This is a genomic window from Demequina rhizosphaerae (genome assembly GCF_000971255.1).
Lineage (GTDB): Bacteria > Actinomycetota > Actinomycetes > Actinomycetales > Demequinaceae > Demequina > Demequina rhizosphaerae.
The window spans coordinates 743,735-762,007 of record NZ_BBMC01000002.1 but is presented as its reverse complement, the minus strand read 5'-3'; the positions used below and the strand labels follow the sequence as shown (position 1 = coordinate 762,007).

The 18,273-nt window shown below is 71.2% G+C and carries 19 protein-coding genes and 1 tRNA gene; 9 read left to right on the top strand and 11 right to left on the bottom strand.

The features are described 5' to 3' along the window. Nucleotides 1–8: 8 nt before the first annotated feature. On the top strand, nt 9–566 hold the full coding sequence (locus tag AOM07_RS03645; protein WP_062311410.1) for a dihydrofolate reductase family protein: 558 nt from the start codon (nt 9–11) through the stop codon (nt 564–566). A gap of 37 nt (nt 567–603) precedes the next feature. Here the strand turns inward: AOM07_RS03645 and AOM07_RS03640 are convergent, their stop codons facing one another. The 3 genes from AOM07_RS03640 to AOM07_RS03630 all read right to left on the bottom strand — a co-directional run bounded on the left by AOM07_RS03640 (nt 604) and on the right by AOM07_RS03630 (nt 4,267). Continuing rightward, nucleotides 604–1,209 carry a hypothetical protein gene (locus AOM07_RS03640; RefSeq protein WP_062311409.1) on the bottom strand — a complete coding sequence of 202 codons (606 nt, stop codon included), beginning with the start codon at nt 1,207–1,209 and terminating at the stop codon, nt 604–606. A 193-nt stretch (nt 1,210–1,402) separates the two neighbouring features. Next, nucleotides 1,403–3,976, bottom strand: coding sequence for an ATP-binding protein (locus tag AOM07_RS03635; RefSeq protein WP_062311408.1), 2,574 nt, complete (start codon nt 3,974–3,976; stop codon nt 1,403–1,405). Between the two features lie 15 nt (nt 3,977–3,991). Further along, on the bottom strand, nt 3,992–4,267 hold the full coding sequence (locus AOM07_RS03630) for a DUF4242 domain-containing protein (protein ID WP_228374364.1): 276 nt from the start codon (nt 4,265–4,267) through the stop codon (nt 3,992–3,994). A gap of 419 nt (nt 4,268–4,686) precedes the next feature. Here AOM07_RS03630 and AOM07_RS03625 point away from each other — a divergent pair, with 419 nt between their 5' ends. From AOM07_RS03625 to AOM07_RS03595, 7 genes are all read left to right on the top strand, one after another. After that, a complete protein-coding gene (locus AOM07_RS03625; protein ID WP_062311407.1) occupies nt 4,687–6,819 on the top strand; it encodes a glycoside hydrolase family 36 protein in 2,133 nt (710 codons plus the stop codon). A gap of 23 nt (nt 6,820–6,842) precedes the next feature. Beyond that, nucleotides 6,843–8,180 (top strand): ABC transporter substrate-binding protein, encoded by a 1,338-nt coding sequence (locus tag AOM07_RS03620; protein WP_062311406.1) that lies wholly within the window; start codon nt 6,843–6,845, stop codon nt 8,178–8,180. A gap of 51 nt (nt 8,181–8,231) precedes the next feature. After that, the gene (locus tag AOM07_RS03615; protein ID WP_084830067.1) at nt 8,232–9,164 is read left to right on the top strand and encodes a carbohydrate ABC transporter permease; all 933 of its coding nucleotides are present in this window, start codon (nt 8,232–8,234) and stop codon (nt 9,162–9,164) included. Beyond that, the gene (locus tag AOM07_RS03610; protein WP_062311405.1) at nt 9,161–10,003 is read left to right on the top strand and encodes a carbohydrate ABC transporter permease; all 843 of its coding nucleotides are present in this window, start codon (nt 9,161–9,163) and stop codon (nt 10,001–10,003) included. The genes AOM07_RS03615 and AOM07_RS03610 overlap by 4 nt, the downstream gene beginning before the upstream one ends. Nucleotides 10,004–10,046: 43 nt before the next feature. After that, entirely contained in the window at nt 10,047–11,096 is a 1,050-nt protein-coding gene (locus AOM07_RS03605) for a LacI family DNA-binding transcriptional regulator (RefSeq protein ID WP_228374363.1), read from the top strand. Nucleotides 11,097–11,175: 79 nt separating this feature from the next. Further along, entirely contained in the window at nt 11,176–11,532 is a 357-nt protein-coding gene (locus tag AOM07_RS03600; protein ID WP_062311403.1) for a nuclear transport factor 2 family protein, read from the top strand. A gap of 129 nt (nt 11,533–11,661) precedes the next feature. Continuing rightward, nucleotides 11,662–12,534 (top strand): alpha/beta fold hydrolase, encoded by an 873-nt coding sequence (locus AOM07_RS03595; protein WP_062311402.1) that lies wholly within the window; start codon nt 11,662–11,664, stop codon nt 12,532–12,534. Nucleotides 12,535–12,937: 403 nt separating this feature from the next. On the opposite strand, the gene AOM07_RS14630 is transcribed toward AOM07_RS03595, so the two are convergent. The 5 genes from AOM07_RS14630 to AOM07_RS03575 all read right to left on the bottom strand — a co-directional run bounded on the left by AOM07_RS14630 (nt 12,938) and on the right by AOM07_RS03575 (nt 16,259). Beyond that, nucleotides 12,938–13,810, bottom strand: a complete 873-nt coding sequence (locus tag AOM07_RS14630; RefSeq protein WP_156171768.1) for a hypothetical protein — start codon at nt 13,808–13,810, stop codon at nt 12,938–12,940. A 57-nt stretch (nt 13,811–13,867) separates the two neighbouring features. Further along, nucleotides 13,868–13,940 (bottom strand) — tRNA-Lys (locus AOM07_RS03590). Nucleotides 13,941–13,963: 23 nt separating this feature from the next. After that, nucleotides 13,964–14,545 (bottom strand): VanZ family protein, encoded by a 582-nt coding sequence (locus AOM07_RS03585; protein ID WP_062311401.1) that lies wholly within the window; start codon nt 14,543–14,545, stop codon nt 13,964–13,966. A gap of 92 nt (nt 14,546–14,637) precedes the next feature. Beyond that, on the bottom strand, nt 14,638–15,546 hold the full coding sequence (locus AOM07_RS03580; protein WP_062311400.1) for a phosphotransferase: 909 nt from the start codon (nt 15,544–15,546) through the stop codon (nt 14,638–14,640). A gap of 101 nt (nt 15,547–15,647) precedes the next feature. Next, nucleotides 15,648–16,259: a Pr6Pr family membrane protein gene (locus AOM07_RS03575; RefSeq protein WP_062311399.1), complete on the bottom strand. Its 612-nt coding sequence runs from the start codon at nt 16,257–16,259 to the stop codon at nt 15,648–15,650. A 58-nt stretch (nt 16,260–16,317) separates the two neighbouring features. Between AOM07_RS03575 and AOM07_RS14900 the strand changes: the two genes are divergently transcribed. Continuing rightward, nucleotides 16,318–16,533 carry a hypothetical protein gene (locus tag AOM07_RS14900; protein WP_062311398.1) on the top strand — a complete coding sequence of 72 codons (216 nt, stop codon included), beginning with the start codon at nt 16,318–16,320 and terminating at the stop codon, nt 16,531–16,533. A gap of 6 nt (nt 16,534–16,539) precedes the next feature. Here the strand turns inward: AOM07_RS14900 and AOM07_RS03565 are convergent, their stop codons facing one another. The 3 genes from AOM07_RS03565 to AOM07_RS03555 form a co-directional block, all read right to left on the bottom strand. Beyond that, nucleotides 16,540–16,854 (bottom strand): AzlD domain-containing protein, encoded by a 315-nt coding sequence (locus AOM07_RS03565; protein ID WP_062311397.1) that lies wholly within the window; start codon nt 16,852–16,854, stop codon nt 16,540–16,542. After that, nucleotides 16,851–17,615 carry an AzlC family ABC transporter permease gene (locus tag AOM07_RS03560; protein ID WP_062311396.1) on the bottom strand — a complete coding sequence of 255 codons (765 nt, stop codon included), beginning with the start codon at nt 17,613–17,615 and terminating at the stop codon, nt 16,851–16,853. Before AOM07_RS03560 ends, AOM07_RS03565 begins: the two co-directional genes overlap by 4 nt. A gap of 117 nt (nt 17,616–17,732) precedes the next feature. Further along, the gene (locus tag AOM07_RS03555; RefSeq protein ID WP_062311395.1) at nt 17,733–18,020 is read right to left on the bottom strand and encodes a DUF1540 domain-containing protein; all 288 of its coding nucleotides are present in this window, start codon (nt 18,018–18,020) and stop codon (nt 17,733–17,735) included. Between the last annotated feature and the right edge of the window lie 253 nt (nt 18,021–18,273).

Below are 18,273 nucleotides of genomic sequence, written 5' to 3'. Positions count from 1 at the left end.
CGTGAACCATGGGTCGGCTCATCTACGCCATGAACTGCTCGCTCGACGGGTACGTCAACGACGCCAGCGGCGAGTTCGACTGGTCGGAACCGGACGTCGAGCTGCACGACTACTTCACCGAGCTCACGCGCCGCACCGGCACCTTCCTCTACGGGCGCAGGATCCACGAGGTCATGCGCGTGTGGGAGGACTTCCGCAAGGAGCCCGACCTCGAGCCGTACATGCGCGACTACGCCGATGCGTGGTGCGCCGTCGACAAGATCGTGTACTCGAGCGGGCTCGAGGACCCCGGGATCCCGCGGGCGCGCATCGTGCGGCGCTTCGATCCCGACGAGGTGCGGGCGCTCAAGGAGTCGTCCGAGCTGGACCTGTCGGTCGCCGGGCCCACCCTCGCGGGGGCTGCGCTGCGCGCCGGCCTGGTGGACGAGATCCAGCTCGCGTACGCGCCGGTGGTCGTGGGCGGCGGGACGCCGGTCTTCCCCGACGGGCTGCGGCTGGATCTCGATCTCGTGGCGGAGCGGCGGTTCCCGGCGGGGGCGGTGCTGGTGACGTATCGCGTGACGTGAGCGGAGGCGGGGACGATGCACGCTTCCGTGGTGGCGACTAGCCCGCCTCTTCCAGGTTCTTGAGCGCATCCTCCTCGAACTCGGGACAGAGCAGGTGGGCGTTGATGAGCCCGGCTCGCTGGAGGTAGATCCGGTCCATCTCCTTCGCTGCGGCGTCCTCGTCGGGGATGTCGTAGGCGTCCATCTCGGCATCGAAGCCCTTCATGTAGACGGCTCCCCACGCGTCCCGAAAGTCGGTGCCGGATCGCGCCTCGTTGCAGACCCTCCAGCCCGCCCGGAGCGCGATCAGGATCTCCTCCTCAGAGAGGTCCGGGTCGAAGGTCGTGAGCATCGAGACGATCATCGCCTCGCGTCCTGCGCGCGGCATCGCGCTGGACATGTCTCTCCGCAAATTAGGGTTGTCGTACTCGATCCACTCGTCGGTCGACAGGTCGACGTCCGGGTAGGGGTCGGCGAGGGCGGCCGATGCCGTGGTCGCGATGTACTCCGAGCGTTCCGCATCGGTCATCGACAGTGCCGGTGAGTCCGCGGGTCTCCACGACTGATCCGGATGCTCGCTCGCCACCCGATCGACGATCGTGTCGCTCGAGCACGCGCCCAACGTGAGCGCGCAGCCGACGGTGATGAACAGTGCAAGTCTCATGACCCCCCCGGGTGCAACAGATCGCAGCTCCCTGCGCCGCGCACGGAGACTCGCGCACCGTTGCCGTCGAGGGATTTGAGAGCATTTGTCGCATTTCCTCTTGCGTCGTCGACGCTAGCACCCGAGCGGTGCGGAGTCTCGATACTCGCTCCTGCGTGTCGGGTGGCGCCCCGGCATCGGACCGCGGGCACCCTCACACCTCGTCGAGCACGCCGTCCCGCAGCGCCGTCGCGACCGCACGCCCGCGGGTCGGCTCGTCCAGCTTCCTCAGCACCGCGGAGACGTGGTGCTCCACGGTGCGGGGCGAGACCACGAGGGTCTCGGCGATCTCCGGGTTCGACAGCCCGCGCGCGAGCAGCGTCAGCACGTCCAGCTCGCGCGCCGTGAGCTGGCCGGGGCGCGTCCGCGCGGAGGCGCGCGGCCGCCGGGGCGCGGGCAGACCGTGCTCGCGCCGCGTCCGCAGCAGCGCGCCGGCGGCGGCCTGGGCGCCCAGCGCGTCGAGCGCACGCATCGCCCCGTCGGCCCGCGACGCGTCGGGGTCGAGCATGGCGGCGTAGGCCGCCCACACCGGGCTCCCGATCTCCTCCCAGGCCGCGACCGCGGCCTCCCCGTCGCCGGCGAGCATGAGGGCGAACGGCGCCGCCGCGTCGAGGCCGGGAGGCGGGACGATGCCGGCGAGGCTGCGCCACCACGCGAGCTCGCCGACGGCCCACGGGTCGCCGTGCTCGAGCGCCTGCGTCCAGGCCGCCTCGGTGTGCGAAGGGATCTCGTCGGAGCGGTCGTGCAGCCACGCGTCCTCCGACGCCGCGCACGCGGCGGGGGCGATGCGCTGCAGCTCGCCCGTGCCCGAGGCCAGGGAGGTCGCCAGCGCGACGAAACCCGTCGCATCGTCCCCCTGACGGCCGGCGGCGCGCGCGGCCGCCGCGGCTGCGGGGATGGCCGACACCGGCGAGATCCCGGGGGAGTCGAGCAGCGTGGTGGCGAGGGCGAGGGACTCGTCGAAGCGCCCGACCTCCCCGAGCACGATGCACAGCCAGGCCTGCATGTAGCGGGTCCACGAGTCGAGGTCGTGCTCCTCGCAGTACGCGATGCCGGCCTCGAGGTCGCGCAGGCCCGCGGGGTAGCGGCGCTGGTCGACCGCGACCGAGCCGAGGTTCGTGTACGCCCGGGCGACGTGCTCCTCGAGGCCGCCGGCGAGCGCGAGGTCGAGGCTCCGCTGGAGACGTGCGGTGCCCTCCGGCAGCCGTCCCTCGAGCATCGCCGCGACGCCCAGGTTGTTGAGCGCATGCGCCTGGATCTCCACCTCGCCGAGCCGCGTGGCCAGCTCGAGGGCACGCGTGCCCCACTCCTCGGTGCCCGCGTTGTCCTTCGCGAGCATGCGCAGCTGCGCGAGGTTGCTGAACGCCATCGCGAGGGCGTCGCTGGGTCCGAGCGGCTCGAGCGTCGCGATCGCGCGCGTCGCGTACCGCTCGGCGTCGGCGCCGCGCCCGAGGAACCATGACAGCCGCGACAGCCACCGCTCGTCCTCGCCGACCGCCGCGCGCTCGCCATGGAGCTCGTGCAGCTCGAGCGCGTGCTGGCGCGCGGTGATCGCCTCGGGCAGCTGATCGGTGAGGTAGCACTCGTACGACAGCGCGACGAAGATCCCGGCCCGCTCGGGCCCGGCGACGCCGTGGCGCAGCGCCGCGCGGAACTGGGTGGCGGCCTCACGATGCGCGCCGAGCCGGGCCGCCTGGCGCGCCGCCAGGGCCGCGTGCGCGGCGGCGGTCGCGGAGTCCCCGCAGCCGGCGGCATGGTGCGCGATCCGGCGGTGGTCCTCGGGGGTGCGGGCGAGCACCTCGCGCAGCGCCCGGCGGTGGAGCTGTCGCGACCGCAGCGCCGACAGGCCCTGCTCGACCGCCTGCCGGGCGAGGACGTGGCGGAACCCGATCCCGTCGGGCGCCTCGACGAGGACGCCGTCGTCGAGGCACAGGTCGACCGCGTCGAGGTTGCGGCCCGCGACTGCCGCGATGAGCGCCGCGTCGGCGGACGTGCCCAGGGTCGCGGCCGCTGCTGCCGCGTCCTGGGCGGCGGGTGGGAGCCGGGAGAAGCGGGCGAGCACCGCGTCGCTCACGCTCGACGGGAGCGAGGCGCCGCCCGCGGCGAGCAGCTCGCTGACGAAGAAGGCGTTGCCGCCGGTGCGGGCGTGCAGCGTCGCGGGCTCGACGTCCGCGCCGGCGGCGTCGACCAGGACCCCGACGCCGTCGACGGTGAGCGGCGGCACGACGATCCGGCTGGTGCGCGGCGCGGTCGCGAGGTCGCCGAGCAGCCCGGTGAGCGGATGCCTGGCCGTGACCTCGTCGTGCCGGTAGGTGGCGACGATGAGCGCGGGCACGCCGTCGAGCCGCCGCGCGAGGAAGCGCAGCGCGTCGAGCGTCGCCTCGTCGGCCCAGTGCAGGTCCTCGAGGATCACGAGCGTCGGTCCGGCGGCGAGCGCGGCGCGCAGGGCCCGGAACAGCGCGATGCGGTCCCCGTCCCCCGCGAGCAGGTCGCGGATCTCGGGGACCGCATCGTGGAAGGCCGCCAGCGCGTCCGCCGTGGTGACGTTGTCGACGCTGCCGGCGCGGATCCGGCATCGTGCGGCCGCGCCCCCAGCGAGCGCCCGCACGAGCGACGTCTTGCCGATCCCGGCCTCTCCGCCGATGAACACCAGCTCGCCATCGCCGGCGAGCGCAGCATCCATCGAGGCGGAGAGGCCCCCCAGCAGGTCGTCGCGCTCGACAAGCATGCTGCTATTCAAGCGCTAGAGGCCCTCCGCGACCAGGTGCACCTCGTCGGCGACCAGGCCGTGCGCCTCGCGGTGCACCGTGTTCGCGGCCTCCGCATCGGGCGCGTCGACGAGGCAGAAGATCTTGCCGGCCTCCTCGTTGACCCAGTACCGGAGGTAGTGGACGCCGTGGTCGTCCTGGATCGCGAGGTCGGCGGCGTGGGCCGCGGCGACGTCGCCCAGGGTGACGGGGCCGTCGAGCGAGTGGACATCCATGTAGAGCGCCATCGTGGTGCCTTTCGAGTCGTGCACGTCCGGGTGATCGTGCACCTCGATCCCATCGCTTCCGGCGCCTAGGTGAATCCGTGAGGTCACCTATCTTTCGGGCTCGCGAGGGGACGATGCGCGGGCCCGGGACGGCGCGAGCGTGCCCGCGCATCGTGCGGTCCCCGTCCCGCGCTCATTTTGACGTGCGCTTTCATTTGTAACGAATCCGTGACCTCGACGCAGGCAGCGGGGGCCTATGCAGCTGTCAATGAAAACGTTCTCTTGCGGGGGCGTGGCGCGATAGACGTGTAGTTTTACCTGCATAGATACGGATCCGGTCGCGTTCGCGGGTCGCGGCGGGGCCTCGCGATGTCGCCCTGAAACGGATCTCGCGAAGGGCTTGCGCATCAAAATGAAAGCGCTACTATTTCGAACGTCGCACACGACGAAGGAGACCTGTGACGATGACTGAACGACTGCGATGGGGCAGCGATGACCTCACCCTCACCCTCGAGTGGGACGAGTCCTCCGCGCCCCGGATCGCCGAGGTCGCCGCGGATGGCGTCGTGGTGACGATGCCCGCAGGTCTGCCGCTGGTCGACCCGATCACCGTCGGTGCCGGCCACGTTCCCGCAAGCGGCCGCCTGGTCCACGGGCAGCTCGGTCGCGATGCCCGCGTCGTCTCCGCCTCGGAGTCGGAGCAGGACGGCCGCCGCGAGCTCCGCATCGTCTCGCGGCACGAGGAGGCGGGGCTCGAGCTCGTCACGACCTTCGAGGCGTGGGACGCCGCGGCCGTGCGCGTGACGACGACGGTGACGAACCGCGGCGAGCGCGTGCATCGGCTGCGGTCGCTTCCCACGTTCTCGCTCTATGCGGGAGCGACCGGCGACGTCGACGCGTCCGAGGAGCCGTGGCGGCTCCACCACGCGCGCAGCGAGTGGCTCGCCGAGGGCCGCTGGACCTCGGACCCGGTGCCCGGCGACCGCTTCCCGGGCATCGCCGAGGAGCTCACGGGGCACAACCCGCGCGCGGACGAGGCCGTCGCGTCGAGCGGCACGTGGTCCACCGGTCGCGCGCTCCCGATGGGCCTGCTCGTGTCCGAGGCCACCGGCGCCACCTGGGCGTGGCAGATCGAGCACCAGGGCGAGTGGCGCTGGGAGGTCAACCGGGACACGGCGGGTCCGTACCTCGCGACGAGCGGACCGACGGACGCGGACCACGGCTGGCTCGCCGTCCTCGAGCCGGGGGAGTCGTTCACCACCGTGCCGGCGGCCTTCGTGCTCGGGCGCGACGTGGACGCCGCGGTCGCCCAGCTGACAGCGTTCCGGCGCGCAACCCGCCGCGCGCACGTCGACAACGCGCGACCCTCGATCGTCTTCAACGACTACATGAACACGCTCAACGGCGACCCGACCACCGAGAAGCTCGAGCCGCTCATCGACGCCGCGGCCGCGGCAGGTGCCGAGACCTTCTGCATCGACGCCGGCTGGTACGACGACGGCGGCGACTGGTGGGACAGCGTCGGCGAGTGGATGCCGTCGACCACCCGCTTCCCGGGCGGTCTCGGTCGCGTGATCGAGCGGATCAAGGGCCACGGCATGGTGGCGGGACTCTGGCTCGAGCCCGAGGTGGTCGGCGTGCGCAGCCCGATCGCGGATGCGCTCCCGGCGGAGGCCTTCCTGCAGCGCGCGGGCGAGCGAATCGTCGAGCACGACCGCTACCACCTCGACCTCCGCCACCCCGCCGCGCGTGACCATCTCGACGCGACTGTCGACCGCCTCGTGAACGACTTCGGGGTCGGGTTCTTCAAGTTCGACTACAACATCAACCCGGGTACCGGAAGCGACCGCGATGCCGTTAGCGCGGCCGCCGCGCTGCTCGACCACAACCGCGCCCACCTCGAGTGGCTCGACGGTGTGCTCGACCGGCACCCCGAGCTCGTGCTCGAAAGCTGCTCGTCAGGCGCGATGCGCGCCGACCACGCGATGCTGTCGCGGACGCAGCTGCAGTCGACCTCGGATCAGCAGGACTTCCTCCTGTACCCGCCGATCGCGGCAGCCGCGCCACTGGCGATGCTGCCGGAGCAGGCCGCGAGCTGGGCGTACCCGCAGGCGCACATGACGCTAGAGGAGGCGGCGTTCTGCCTCGTCACCGGTCTGGCCGGCCGGTTCTACCTGTCGGGCTACCTCAACGAGATGGACGAGGAGCACACCGCGCTGGTGGACGAGGCCGTCGCCGCGGCGCTTACGCTGCGCCCGCACCTCGTCGGCTCGACGCCCTTCTGGCCGATCGGCCTGCCCGGCTGGGACGACCCGTGGGTGGTCCTCGGCCTCCGGACCGAGGCATCGGCCGTGCTCGTCGCGTGGAACCGCGACCCGGCCGTCCCCGAGATTTCGATCCCCGGCGCTGCCGGGCCGATCGAGCAGATCTTCCCGCAGAGCCTCGACGCGTGGGGCGTCGAGCCTGATGCGGGGAGGGAGTCCATCGTGCTGCGCAATCCCACCGGGAGCGTGAGCGCGCGTGTGCTCCACTACGACGCTTCGTCCCCGACGTCAGGCGTCACTCAACTCAGCACTGACGTCGGCGTGCGACGCTGACCACGACCAAGGAGAGCATTTCAATGAGGAAATCAATCGCCGGATTCGCGGCAGCCGCCGCGTTCGCCGTTGTGGCAGCAGGCTGCAGCGACCCGACCACCGCCGAAGCACCGGACTCGTCGTCGTCCGCCGGCGGCGAGATGGCCGCCGAGCAGTGGCCCGCGCAGGACACGAGCCGTGATGGCGTCACCCTCACGATCTGGGCGGCACAGAACTCCACCCAGACCGCGGAGTCCGTCGCCACCGAGTTCGAGGAGCTCACGGGCGCCACGGTCAACATCGAGACCATCCCGGACCCGTACGAGCAGAGCATCCAGACCAAGGTCGCGACGGGCGACATGCCCGACCTCGCCTTCTGGCAGCCCACCGCCTCGATGCTGACGGCCCTCAACGCCAAGACCAACCTGCAGCCGCTCGACGGCGCACCGTGGGTCGACAGCTACACCGGCAGCCTCGCCGACATGACCGGCCTGCTGGACGGCACCCGCTACGCGGCGCTCGTCACGACCCCCGCGGTCGAGGGCGTCTACTACAACAAGGACCTGTTCGAGCAGGCCGGCATCACCGAGACCCCGTCCAACTGGGACGAGATGATCGAGGACGCCGACACGCTCAAGGCGGCCGGCATCACCCCGTTCTACGAGATGGCGGCCGACCGCTGGGCCACCCAGTGGTGGGTCCAGGTACAGCTCGCCGACGCCGCGGCCGACGGCCTGTGGGACCGCGTCAACGCGAACGAGGAGACGTTCACCGACCCGACGATCCTCGGGGCGATCGAGAACTACAAGTCGCTCATCGACGACGGGTACTTCAACGACGACATCAAGACCGCGACCTTCATCGACCAGGGCAACGCCCTGCTCGACGACGAGGCGGCGATGGTGATGCAGGTGAACTCGTACTTCGGTCAGCTGCAGTCGCTCACTGACAGCGCCACCCTCGACGAGAAGGTCGGCTTCTTCCCGATCTCGCCGAGCGGCAACGTCGGCACGTTCATCCCGGACCAGAGCAACGCGGTCGTCGCGTTCGCGACGGGCGACGACGAGCGTGAGGCGACGGCGCGTCAGTTCCTGAGCTACTGGCTCGGCGACGGCTACCAGTCGTTCGTCGACACCGTCGAGACCGTGTCGCTGCAGGACGGCGTCGAGTCGCCCGCGGGCGTGCCGATGGCGCTCCAGGAGGTCGCGGCCTCGCTCGACAACTCGGTCGGCTCGATGCAGGCGCTCGCGATCGCGAACCCAGACCTGTACATCTACCTCGCGGACATGATCCAGGGCACCAAGACGCCCCAGGAGGTCGCCGAGGCCACCCAGCAGCAGTTCGCGGAGTTCGCCGCCGCGCAGGGCGCTGCCGGATTCTGATAGCAACGGTGGGGGGCCGGCTCGCCGGCCCCCCACCCTCCAGGAGAGACGATGACCACCACCCTCCTCCCCGCGAGGCGCAAGGACCAGCCGCGAGACGCGCGCCTTGCCGACCGCCGGAGCCGTCAGGACCATCCGTCCTGGTTCCTGTGGCCGGCGCTCGCGATGCTCGTGATCTTCTTCTTCACGCCGACGATCTACAACTTCGTCTACGCGTTCACGGACTGGTCGAGCTTCAAGTCCGAGATCGGCTTCGTGGGCTTCGACAACTTCGTCAAGCTGCTCCAGAACGGCAGCCTGCTGTCGGACCTCCGCGTGACCCTCGTGTACGCGATCCTGGTGGCGATCTTCCAGAACCTCTTCGGTCTCGGGCTCGCACTGGTCCTCGAGCGTGACACCCGCATCAACCGCTTCGCGCGCGCCGCCTTCTTCGTGCCGGTGATCATGTCCGCGCTCGCGGTCGGCTACGTCTTCCAGGCGATCCTCAAGCCCGACGGCGTGCTCAACAACTTCCTCACGACGCTCACGGGCGGCGAGGTGTCGATCCCGTGGCTCGGCAGCACCACCTGGACCATCGTCGTCGTGGCGATCATCCACGCGTGGAAGTGGATGGGCCTGTCGATGCTCATCTACCTCGCGGGCCTCAAGACCATCAACGAGGAGGTCATCGAGGCGGCCCAGCTCGACGGTGCCGGCTACTGGCGCATCTTCAAGGCGGTGCGCTGGCCGCTCCTCGCGCCCGCGGTCACGTTCAACTTCGCCACCGCGCTGCTCGGCTCGATGAACGGCTTCGACATCGTGCAGGCGACCACCGCCGGCGGCCCCGGCGGCTCCACCGAGCTGCTCAACATCTTCATCTTCCGGACGTTCGGCCAGGGCCTCTTCGCCCAGGCGACCGCGATGAGCCTCGTGCTCTTCCTCGTCGTCGCGCTGCTGGCGTTCCCCGTCATCATCTACCTCCGCCGAAGGGAGCGTGTGCTGTGACCACCGCCAGCCCGACCCTCAAGCGTGCCCGCCGGCTCGTCCAGCCGACGGCCGCGATCCTTCTCACGGTGCTGCTCCTGGGAGTGCCGTTCATGATCATCATCTTCACGGCGGGCAAGGACCAGGGAGCCGCGCTCAACCCGGACCTCTCGCCGCCCGCGACGTGGCAGCTGTGGTCGAACCTCGCGACCGTGCTCGACGAGGGCAACATGGTGCAGGCGCTCTTCGGCTCGCTGCTCGTGATGGTGCCGTCGGTGCTGCTCGTGCTCGTGCTCGGGTCGCTCGCCTCGTGGATCCTCGCGCGCCGCTCGAGCCGGTCGATGGCCGTCCTCTACGCGCTGGCGATCAGCGGCATCGTGCTGCCGCCCGCCGTGGTCACCATCGTCCTGCTGCTGCGGCAGCTCGGGCTGGCGGGGACGGCGATCGGCATGATCTCCGTCTACACCGGCATGTACCTGTCGACGGTGATCTTCTTCGTCACCGGCTTCATCCGCACGATCCCGATGGAGCTCGAGGAGGCCGCGCGGATGGACGGCGCGGGCCCGTTCCGCGTGTTCTGGAAGGTGATCGTGCCCCTCCTGACGCCTACCCTGGCGACGGCCAGCATCCTGATCTGCCTCTATATTTGGAACGACGTGTTCTATGCGCTCTTCGTCATCGGAGGCCGCATCGACACCCTGCCGCTGAATCTCTTCGACGTGGCCAGCGCGGGCCTGTATCTGCAGAGGTGGCACATGATCTTCTCGTACATCATCCTCATGAGCCTGCCCCTGCTCACGGTCTTCGTGTTCCTGCAGCGGAAGATCATCTCCGGCATCACGAGCGGTGCGGTGAAGTAGCGCGATGTCGGTCGAGGAGCGTGCGGGCGGCGGTGGTGCCGCGATGAGGCCCGCGACGATGGCGGACGTCGCCCGGCTCGCGGGGGTGTCGCTGTCCACCGTGTCCCGCATGCTCTCCGGCGGCTCGCCGGTCAGCCCCAAGCGGCAGGAGCGCATCCAGCAGGCGATCGACCGGCTCGGGTACCGGCCCAGCGCGGCCGCTCGCGCCCTCGCCTCGGGCCAGAGCAACGTCATCGCGGTGCTCGCCGGCGACACCACGATCTACGGCTACGCGACCACGATCCGTGGCGTCGAGGAGGCGGCCCGCGCGCTCGGCTACAGCGTCATGATCGTCGTGATCGAGAGCGCGGAGGATGCGGCCGTCGACGCCGCCATCGCGACGGCGATGTCCCAGCAGCTCGCGGGCATCGTGCTGCTCAAGTTCGACCCGCCGGGCGTCGCCGCCATGCACCGGCTCCCCGCGGGCGTCCCCATGGTCGCGCTGTCCGGCGTGCGCGAGAAGGGCCTCCCGCAGGCGTTGATCGACGAGGCCAAGGCGGGCGAGGAGCTGACGCGTCACCTCCTCGACCTCGGTCACCGCACCGTCCACCACGTGCGGGTGCCGCCGTCGCGCAAGGAGGACGGCCGCACCACCGGCTGGCGTCGCGCGCTCAAGAAGGCGGGCGCGACCGTGCCGCCGGTCATCGACGTGACGTGGGAGCCGCAGACCGGGCGCACCGTGGGCCGGCGCATCGCCGGGATGCCCGAGGTCACGGCCGTCTTCTGCGGAAACGACGAGCTCGCCATGGGTGTGATCCGCGGCCTCGCGGACGAGGGCCTCAAGGTCCCCGACGACGTCTCGGTGGTCGGCTTCGACGACCACCCGCTCGCGGACGTGTGGATGCCCGCGCTCACCACCGCGCGCCAGGACTTCTCGTCCCTCGGCCGTCGCGGCGTCGGGATCCTCGCGCGCGTCATCGCCGGCGAGCCTCCGGAGAAGGCCGTGCACGAGGCGGCTCCCGTCATCGTGCGCGAGAGCTCCGGGCCGCCGTCAGCCGACAGGGGGATCGCCGCGGAAGCGGCGACGGAGGGCGCCGACCGCGTCCATGCCTGACGCATCGCCGCTGAGGGACGATGCGCGGGTTGCGCCGCCCCCGATGGCGCCGCGGCCGCCGCGACGGTAGACACGAACCATGACCCGAGCGAGCGACTGGCTGGACGGCTACATCAAGGCATGGGAGACGAAGGCGGACGACGACGTCCGCGCGATCTTCACCGACGACGCCGAGTACTGGTTCCGGCCGAACGACGAGGAGCCGGTGCGGGGGATCGACGCGATCCTCGAGTCGTGGAAGGAGCCCGAGCCGGGCGTGCCCGTTCACGACCTCGCGGTGCTGATCGAGAACGACGAGCTCGGCATCGTCAAGGGCACCGTCGACTACCCGGGCGACGAGAGGTACACGAACCTGTGGGAGGTCTGGTTCGCCCCGGACGGCCGCGCGGTCAGGTTCGTCGAGTGGTACATGACGCCGCGTACGGCGGAGGGCTGAGCGCGCATCGTCCCCACGGGGCGCTCGGACCGTCGCGCTCCTAGAATTGGAGGAGGATCCGCGCGCGAGGCGCCGGATCTGTGATCGGGGCCCCGGACCGGTCCGCGCCAAGCGGAGGACGGTGGCGAGATGTCCGAGAAGGGGAAGCCCAGCCTCACGGCCGAGACCCGGAGCGGCCTGCCCGGCAGCTTCGTCGAACTCTCGACGGGGGTCACGCACTACGAGCTGGTCGGCGACGACGACGGGCCGCCGGTGGTCCTCGTCCACGGCAACGCCGCCCCGTACGTCACCTGGGACCGGAACGTCGGCGCCCTCGCCGACGCGGGGTTCAGGGTGCTCCGCTACGACGTGCTCGGCCACGGTCTCTCCGACCGGCCCGACCTGCGGACGTACGACAAGAGCCTCTACAACGCGCAACTCGGAGAGTTGCTGAGCGCGCTCGGCATCACGGGTCCGGTCCGCGCGGTGGGCTCGTCGCAGGGAGGGAGCATCGCGGCGTGCTTCGCCGCCGAGAACCCCGGCAGGGTCGCCCGGCTCGCGCTGCTCGCGCCGTTCTTCGACGACCTGCCCGGCTCGAACGGGCTGCTGTTCCGCGTCGTCACGGCTCGCGGCCTCGGGGAGCTGACGCAGCGCATCGTTCCCGACGGGCGTCTCGCGGACCTCTCCGATGCGATGGTCGACCCCGCCGCCCGGGAGGCGCTCCAGCCCGAGGTGCTCCGGCAGTTCGAGTTCGAGGGCAAGCGCCGCGCGGTGCTCGCGAACCTCCGGGGCGACGCGCTGAGGCCGGCGACCGCCTGCTACCAGCGCGTCAAGGAGCAGGGCATCCCCGTGCTCCTCACGTACGGCACCGCGGACCAGAAGCTCCCGGAGGCCCAGATGCGCGGGCTGCGGGAGCTCCTGCCGGACCTCGAGTACCGTGAGATCGACGGTGCCGGCCACCTCGCGCACTACGAGGCGCCCGACCGGGTGAACCCGATCCTCATCGGCTTCCTGGCCGGCTGATCTTCGCGGACCGAGAGCGGGATGCGATCGCCCCTCATCGCTCGAGAAAACGGACATGCGAGGGCGTGGTGGGAAGCGCGCGGAGTGCCACTTGCGCATGCATCGGGCCTCGCGGTGGGGCTGCAGGCCATGCGATCGTCGAAGTCGCTCGGCGTGGCTCGAGAGTGCCTACGCACACGCGGGCGTCGTGAACGCGACTCCTCGCGCGAAGAGGCCATAGCGTCGGCAAGCCGATTCGCGGAGCGACCAGCAAGAAACGGCGAAGACGCCGCAGGCTAGGGTCGCCAGGCGCGCCAATCCTTCGCACTTCACCGTGAACGCCCACGCTGGCGGGCGGCTATTCCCCGGATGCACTCGTTGATCGGGGCGTAGTGCTCTCTCGCGGTTTCGGTTCTGCCGACAGCTAGGCACGGTTGGATCGCGCGAAACCTGCAGCCTGGAAGGCTTCGTACGCGCGATCCGCTCGACCTTTCGCGGCTTCCCGGCCGCAACGCTCGTATGCCGATGCCAGCTTTGCGCGCGTGATGTTTGCTGTGCCGTCCTCGGAAGTCACAAGCGAGTCTGCGACGTCGAACGCCTCGTCGAGCGTCAAGGCGTTTGTTGACTTCGCGTCTCGCGCGGATGGTGTGAGGGCGTCCGCGACCACATACCAGTAGGCAAACTCGCGGAAAGTAGTCCCGCGCGTCGTCGCAGCCGATTGAAAACGAACGTGGCCTTCACTGGCGAATGGGACCATGCCAGCGACGTGGTGCCATTTGGGCGGCCGCTCGCCATCGTCCGCGAAAGCTGGGAAGAGCCCCCACCTGTCGTAGATGAAGTCGACTTGGTCGTTTGGCTCAATGCGGACGCGCTCATCGGTAGAAACTCCCTCCAGCTGTAGCGGCTGCGTCAAGAGGGCTACCCCCGGTTTGCTCGTTGACACGACGAGGCTGAGGAGTCTGCGTCGGCTCCACCATGCTTCGAACGCCGCGAAGCCGGGTTGTCCTACCGTGGCTGCCGTGCGACCCACGTTTACTACGGTGACGACCAGGACCTCGAGGCCATCGACGGGCTGACCTGTTCTTGAGTGGAACATTCTGCCGACCTGTCTTTCGGAGTCCGGGTACAGGCCCTCCCGCCGGAGCAGTCCAGTCTGGGTGAATGCCTTGATCCGTGCGCCGCTTGCCCGGTGCAAGTAGAGCGCGGTACCAGCGGAGACGATCGCAGCAAGCATGGAACCGATCGCGGCGAGCGCGGCCCAAGCAGTCGCGCCCAGCCCCATGAACGAGTCTGACATCGATCTGCGCGCCCCCCGCCGAATCGGAAGTGAGGCACTGTCGCCTCACGCGGACGGTGGGCCCCGTGGGGCTCGAACCCACGACCTACGGATTAAAAGTCCGCTGCTCTACCGACTGAGCTAGAGGCCCGCCCCCAATGCTAGCGGCGGGTCCTACGCCCGCGAACGCGCCCCGCGCCCTCGCCCGGACGCCTCGTCGCCCTCGCCGAGCGCCAGCACGAGCGCCGCGGCCAGCGCGCCCAGGAAGGCGCCCGAGGTGTTGAGGATGATGTCGTCGACGTCGGCGACCCGCCCGAGCAGGTACTGCGTCGCCTCGATGAGCGTCGACAGCGCCGCCCCGAGCGCGGTGCCGGTAAGCACCCGCAGCATGAAGCCGCTCTTCGTCAGCAGCGCCGCCACGGTCCCGAACGGGATGAACAGCACGATGTTGCCCACGAGGTTCATCCACGGCTCGCGCGCGCCCGTCTCGAGCGCGCGCTGGATCTCCTGACCGGGCGTGAGGTTGACCCCGCCGGTCCCTCCCGTGTGGGTGACCACGGTCAGCCCGATCGTCAGCCACCCGATCACCGCGAGGCAGGTGAGCATCGCGACCCACAGCGCGGTGCGCCGCCCGTGCCCGAACAGCGACCCGAGCCCCCACGCGATCACCACGAGCACCGCGCCGGCGAGCGCGATCGGCAGCGCGCCGTGGGTGCCGAACACGTCGAACGTGTCCAGCGCATCGTGCACGGGCATGGATCCTCCTGGGGGGACGCGGGGTCAACGCCCGAGCGTACGTGCCCGTGCCCGGTCCGGGCGCACGGGACTGCACCCGGGACGATGCGCGGTCACCGCAGCACGCCCAGCTCGCCGAATCCGCGCCACGCCATCGCGACGTTGAGCGGCCGGTCGAGCACCGCCCACGACGCGCACTTCGCCACCGCGATGCCGCGCATCCGCGCCTCCAGGCCGCGGTCGGCGCAGCCGGTCTCCTCGCGGTAGGCGGCCACCGCATCGTCCACCCCGTCGGCCGGCATCGCCGTGTAGAGGAAGGAGAGGTCGACGGCGCGCTCGCAGCCGGCCATCTTCCCCCAGTCGATGATCCCGGCGAACGCGCCGTCCCTGGCGAGCAGGTTGGAGCCGTGCGGGTCGGCGTGCGACCACACCACCTCGGTGGGCGGGGCCGCCTCGAGCGCCTCGACCCACAGCTCGCGCAGCGCGCCGCGGTCGAGCCGCTCGCCCCGCGGCCCCTCGGCGTCGACGAGCAGGCCCAGCGCCCAGTCGAGGTTGTCCTCCCGCTCGACGAGGGTGATCGACTGCTCCGGGTTGAACCACGCGTCCTCGTGCGCGGGGGAGTGGACCTGCGCGAAGGCGCGGCCCACATCGGCCCCGGCGCTCGCGGCCAGCGGCGCGGTGTCCGCGGTCTCCCCGGGCAGCCACGACACCACGGCCCACGGCCACGGGTAGCCGTCCTGCGCGACTCCGCTGGCGACGACGCGCGGGTGCGGGAACGTCCAGGTGGCGCCCAGCCAGCCGAGCAGGCGCGACTCCCGCGCGAGGGGCCCCACCGCGTCCTCCACGCGGGGGAGCCGGAGGCTCAGCTCGTCGCCCAGCCGGTAGACCACCATGTCCCAGCCGTCGAAGCGCTCGCCGATCTCGAGGTGCGCCAGCCCCGGCAGCTGCCGGTCGACGAGCGCGCGCGCGAGCGCCCGCGAGATCGCGGGATGCGCGGGCGGCGGACCGGAGTCGCGGATCACGGCACCAGGCCCGCGTCGATGCAGGTCATGCGCGCGACGCTACCAGCGTGCGCGGGGGTGCGTGAGGGGCCGCGGGAGGGACGATGCGCGGGCGGGGCGGCCTACCCGGCCGCCTCGGGCGTGAGCACGCGCCACCGGGTCGCGCGGAACAGCACCGCGCCCACCGCCAGGCCCGCGACCACGATGCCCGCGATCACCACGGCCACGGCCGCGTAGCCGTTGACCGGGTCGAGGAACGGGTACGGCACCCAGCCGTCCGTCGCGCCACGGATCAGCGTGACCGTCGCCCAGACGAGGGGATAGACCATCACCACCCACAGCCGCGCCAGGGGAAGCGGCCGCCGCGGTCCCGCGAGCAGCCAGTCGCCCACCACCGCCACGCACGAGACGCCGTGCACGACGATGTTGGTCCACCGCGCGATGTCCTCGTCGATGGGTGAGAGGAGGGGCCAGTACACGGACACCACGATGAGGAGGTAGACCGCGGCGCACGCGCGCAGGTACTCGACCCATGCGGGCCGCTCCCGCAGCGTGTACGCCGCCGACACCATGAGCGCCGTCGCGCCGATGAGGTTGCTCTGGATGGTGAAGTAACCGAAGAAGTCCCACGCGACGAAGTCGCCGTCCTGGAGGTGGTCGACCACGTTGCGCGTCACGGCGGAGAGCATGAGCAGGGCCACCGCGACGCGAAGGCCGGCGACGGTGCGGGTCATGCTGGCGACGCTAGCAGCGGACGGGCGTTGTCGGACCCCGGCGCTAACGTCTCTCCTCATGATCGACGTCGAGCTGCTCGAGAGGATGCGCGCCGCGGCCCACCGCGCGGCGCTTGGCGTGATGGACGATGCGGTGGTCGCCGAGGCCATCGCGCAGGACGTGGTGGCGCGGCTCATCGGCCGCGGCATCGCGGACCTCGTCGACCCCGTGGCGCGTGCCGCCGCGGAGGGCGAGGCGATGGCGGCGGGAGGCCGCTCGGACGCGGCGGCCTGAGCCGCGCTACATCCCTGCGAGCAGCAGCGCGGCGAAGGCGACCGCGCCGGCGGCCATCGTCCAACCGGAGGAGCGCTTCCACAGCGCGACCCCGACGGCGACGAGCGCCGCGAGGTGCCACGCGCCGAACGGGCGCCACTCGCCCTCGTCGAGCAGCAGCGAGTTCGCGACGATCGCCGCCAGCGCGGCCGGCCCGACGAGTCGCAGCGACCGCTCGACGCGCTCGGGCAGCCGGCGCTCGCCGCCGAACAGCACGATCCCGGACACGCGGATCGCGTACGTGCCGATCGCGGCCGCGAGGAAGATCAGGAAGGTCCTCATTCGCCGGCCCCCGCATCGTGCGCGAGGCCGTCGTCGGTGTCGGGATGGCGGGTCCGGTCCGGCACGAACGAGCCGACCGCGATGCCCGCCAGCGCGCCCGCGAGCACGTTGAGCCCGTAGGGGAGCCCGTGCGCCGCCAGGACGACGACGGTCGCGACGCCGACAGCGGTGAGCGCCGGCGCCCCGTGCAGCCCGGGCACCATGACCGCGAGGAACATCAGCGGCACGATGAAGCCGATCTGCCACGCCTCGGGGATCACCGGGCCGAGCGCGATGCCGGCCGCGCCGCCGACGCACCACACCGCCACGAACGGCAGCGCCCCGCCCACGACGAACCAGCGCCGTCGGACCGGGTCGGGCCAGTCGTCGCGGTGCTGGAGCGCGACCACGGCCGCCTGGTCGGTCATGAGGTGAGCGAGGCCGAGCTTCCAGCGCAGGGGGAAGGCCGCGAAGACCGGCGCGAGGGCGGCCGAGTACAGCGCGAAGCGCGCGTTGATGACGAGCGCGGTGATGACCGCGATCGCGGCGGGCGCACCCGTGCGGATGGCCTCGACGATCGCGATCTGGCTGGCGCCCGCGACCACCGAGATCGAGGCGAAGTTGCCAACCCACGGGTTGATGCCCGCGACGTTGACGAGCGCGCCGAACGCGAGTCCGAAGAGCGCCGAGCCCGGCATGAGCGGGGCGATCGCCTTGAGCCCGGCCCACGCGTCCGCCCACTGGCGCGGGGCGATGCCGAGGGTGGGGCGGGAGAGGGTCACGGGGGCGAGTCTCTCACCCGGGTGTGACGCGCGTGTGACGGGACGATGCGGCCGCCCGGGCGCGCCACGGCCCCGGCGGCGCCTGTGCTTCAGGGCGGCCGGGGCCGGGGTGACGGGTCAGACGCGCGCGGCGTAGGTGAGGCAGTCGGCGACGTCGGTGCTGCCGCCCACGGCGATCGAGTCCGCGGTGCACATGAGGTCCTCGTTGTGCTGGCAGTCCTCGAGCGAGCAGGCGCCCACCGCGGCGGTGGCGTCCGCGCCGCCCTTGTGGTCGGTGTCGACGAACGTGGTGCAGGCGGCGTGCGCGCCGACCGAGATCGCGCCGGCGTGGCAGCCGTCGTGGTTGTAGCCGCACGAGGCGACGGAGCAGGACGAGACGATGGGGAGTCCGATCGAGACGGGCATGAGGGCCTCCTGGGAGCATGGCCGCGGTGGCGGCACGGGGACGTGACAATCGCCAATATACGCGCGACTTCGCCGCTTTCAAACGAATTCGATTTATGCGCGGGAAGCATTATCGAATTGACGGGCAATTAACTTCCTCGCGCGTTTCGATAATCGAATTCCGCGCGTCCGCACGCACGGAATCCCGCCGCGGCCGCGGCGCGGGCGGGGCCGGACGGCGACGGCGCCGGCGCCGAGGGGGTGCCGCGCATCG

What these genes read in the sequence shown, in the direction of transcription:
- AOM07_RS03645 (WP_062311410.1), top strand. Translation starts at nt 9, where the DNA reads ATGGGTCGGCTCATCTACGCCATGAACTGCTCGCTCGACGGGTACGTC.
- AOM07_RS03640 (WP_062311409.1), bottom strand. Translation starts at nt 1,209, where the DNA reads ATGAGACTTGCACTGTTCATCACCGTCGGCTGCGCGCTCACGTTGGGC.
- AOM07_RS03635 (WP_062311408.1), bottom strand. Translation starts at nt 3,976, where the DNA reads ATGCTTGTCGAGCGCGACGACCTGCTGGGGGGCCTCTCCGCCTCGATG.
- AOM07_RS03625 (WP_062311407.1), top strand. Translation starts at nt 4,687, where the DNA reads ATGACTGAACGACTGCGATGGGGCAGCGATGACCTCACCCTCACCCTC.
- AOM07_RS03620 (WP_062311406.1), top strand. Translation starts at nt 6,843, where the DNA reads ATGAGGAAATCAATCGCCGGATTCGCGGCAGCCGCCGCGTTCGCCGTT.
- AOM07_RS03615 (WP_084830067.1), top strand. Translation starts at nt 8,232, where the DNA reads ATGACCACCACCCTCCTCCCCGCGAGGCGCAAGGACCAGCCGCGAGAC.
- AOM07_RS03605 (WP_228374363.1), top strand. Translation starts at nt 10,047, where the DNA reads ATGAGGCCCGCGACGATGGCGGACGTCGCCCGGCTCGCGGGGGTGTCG.
- AOM07_RS03600 (WP_062311403.1), top strand. Translation starts at nt 11,176, where the DNA reads ATGACCCGAGCGAGCGACTGGCTGGACGGCTACATCAAGGCATGGGAG.
- AOM07_RS03595 (WP_062311402.1), top strand. Translation starts at nt 11,662, where the DNA reads ATGTCCGAGAAGGGGAAGCCCAGCCTCACGGCCGAGACCCGGAGCGGC.
- AOM07_RS14630 (WP_156171768.1), bottom strand. Translation starts at nt 13,810, where the DNA reads ATGTCAGACTCGTTCATGGGGCTGGGCGCGACTGCTTGGGCCGCGCTC.
- AOM07_RS03585 (WP_062311401.1), bottom strand. Translation starts at nt 14,545, where the DNA reads ATGCCCGTGCACGATGCGCTGGACACGTTCGACGTGTTCGGCACCCAC.
- AOM07_RS03575 (WP_062311399.1), bottom strand. Translation starts at nt 16,259, where the DNA reads ATGACCCGCACCGTCGCCGGCCTTCGCGTCGCGGTGGCCCTGCTCATG.
- AOM07_RS14900 (WP_062311398.1), top strand. Translation starts at nt 16,318, where the DNA reads ATGATCGACGTCGAGCTGCTCGAGAGGATGCGCGCCGCGGCCCACCGC.
- AOM07_RS03565 (WP_062311397.1), bottom strand. Translation starts at nt 16,854, where the DNA reads ATGAGGACCTTCCTGATCTTCCTCGCGGCCGCGATCGGCACGTACGCG.
- AOM07_RS03555 (WP_062311395.1), bottom strand. Translation starts at nt 18,020, where the DNA reads ATGCCCGTCTCGATCGGACTCCCCATCGTCTCGTCCTGCTCCGTCGCC.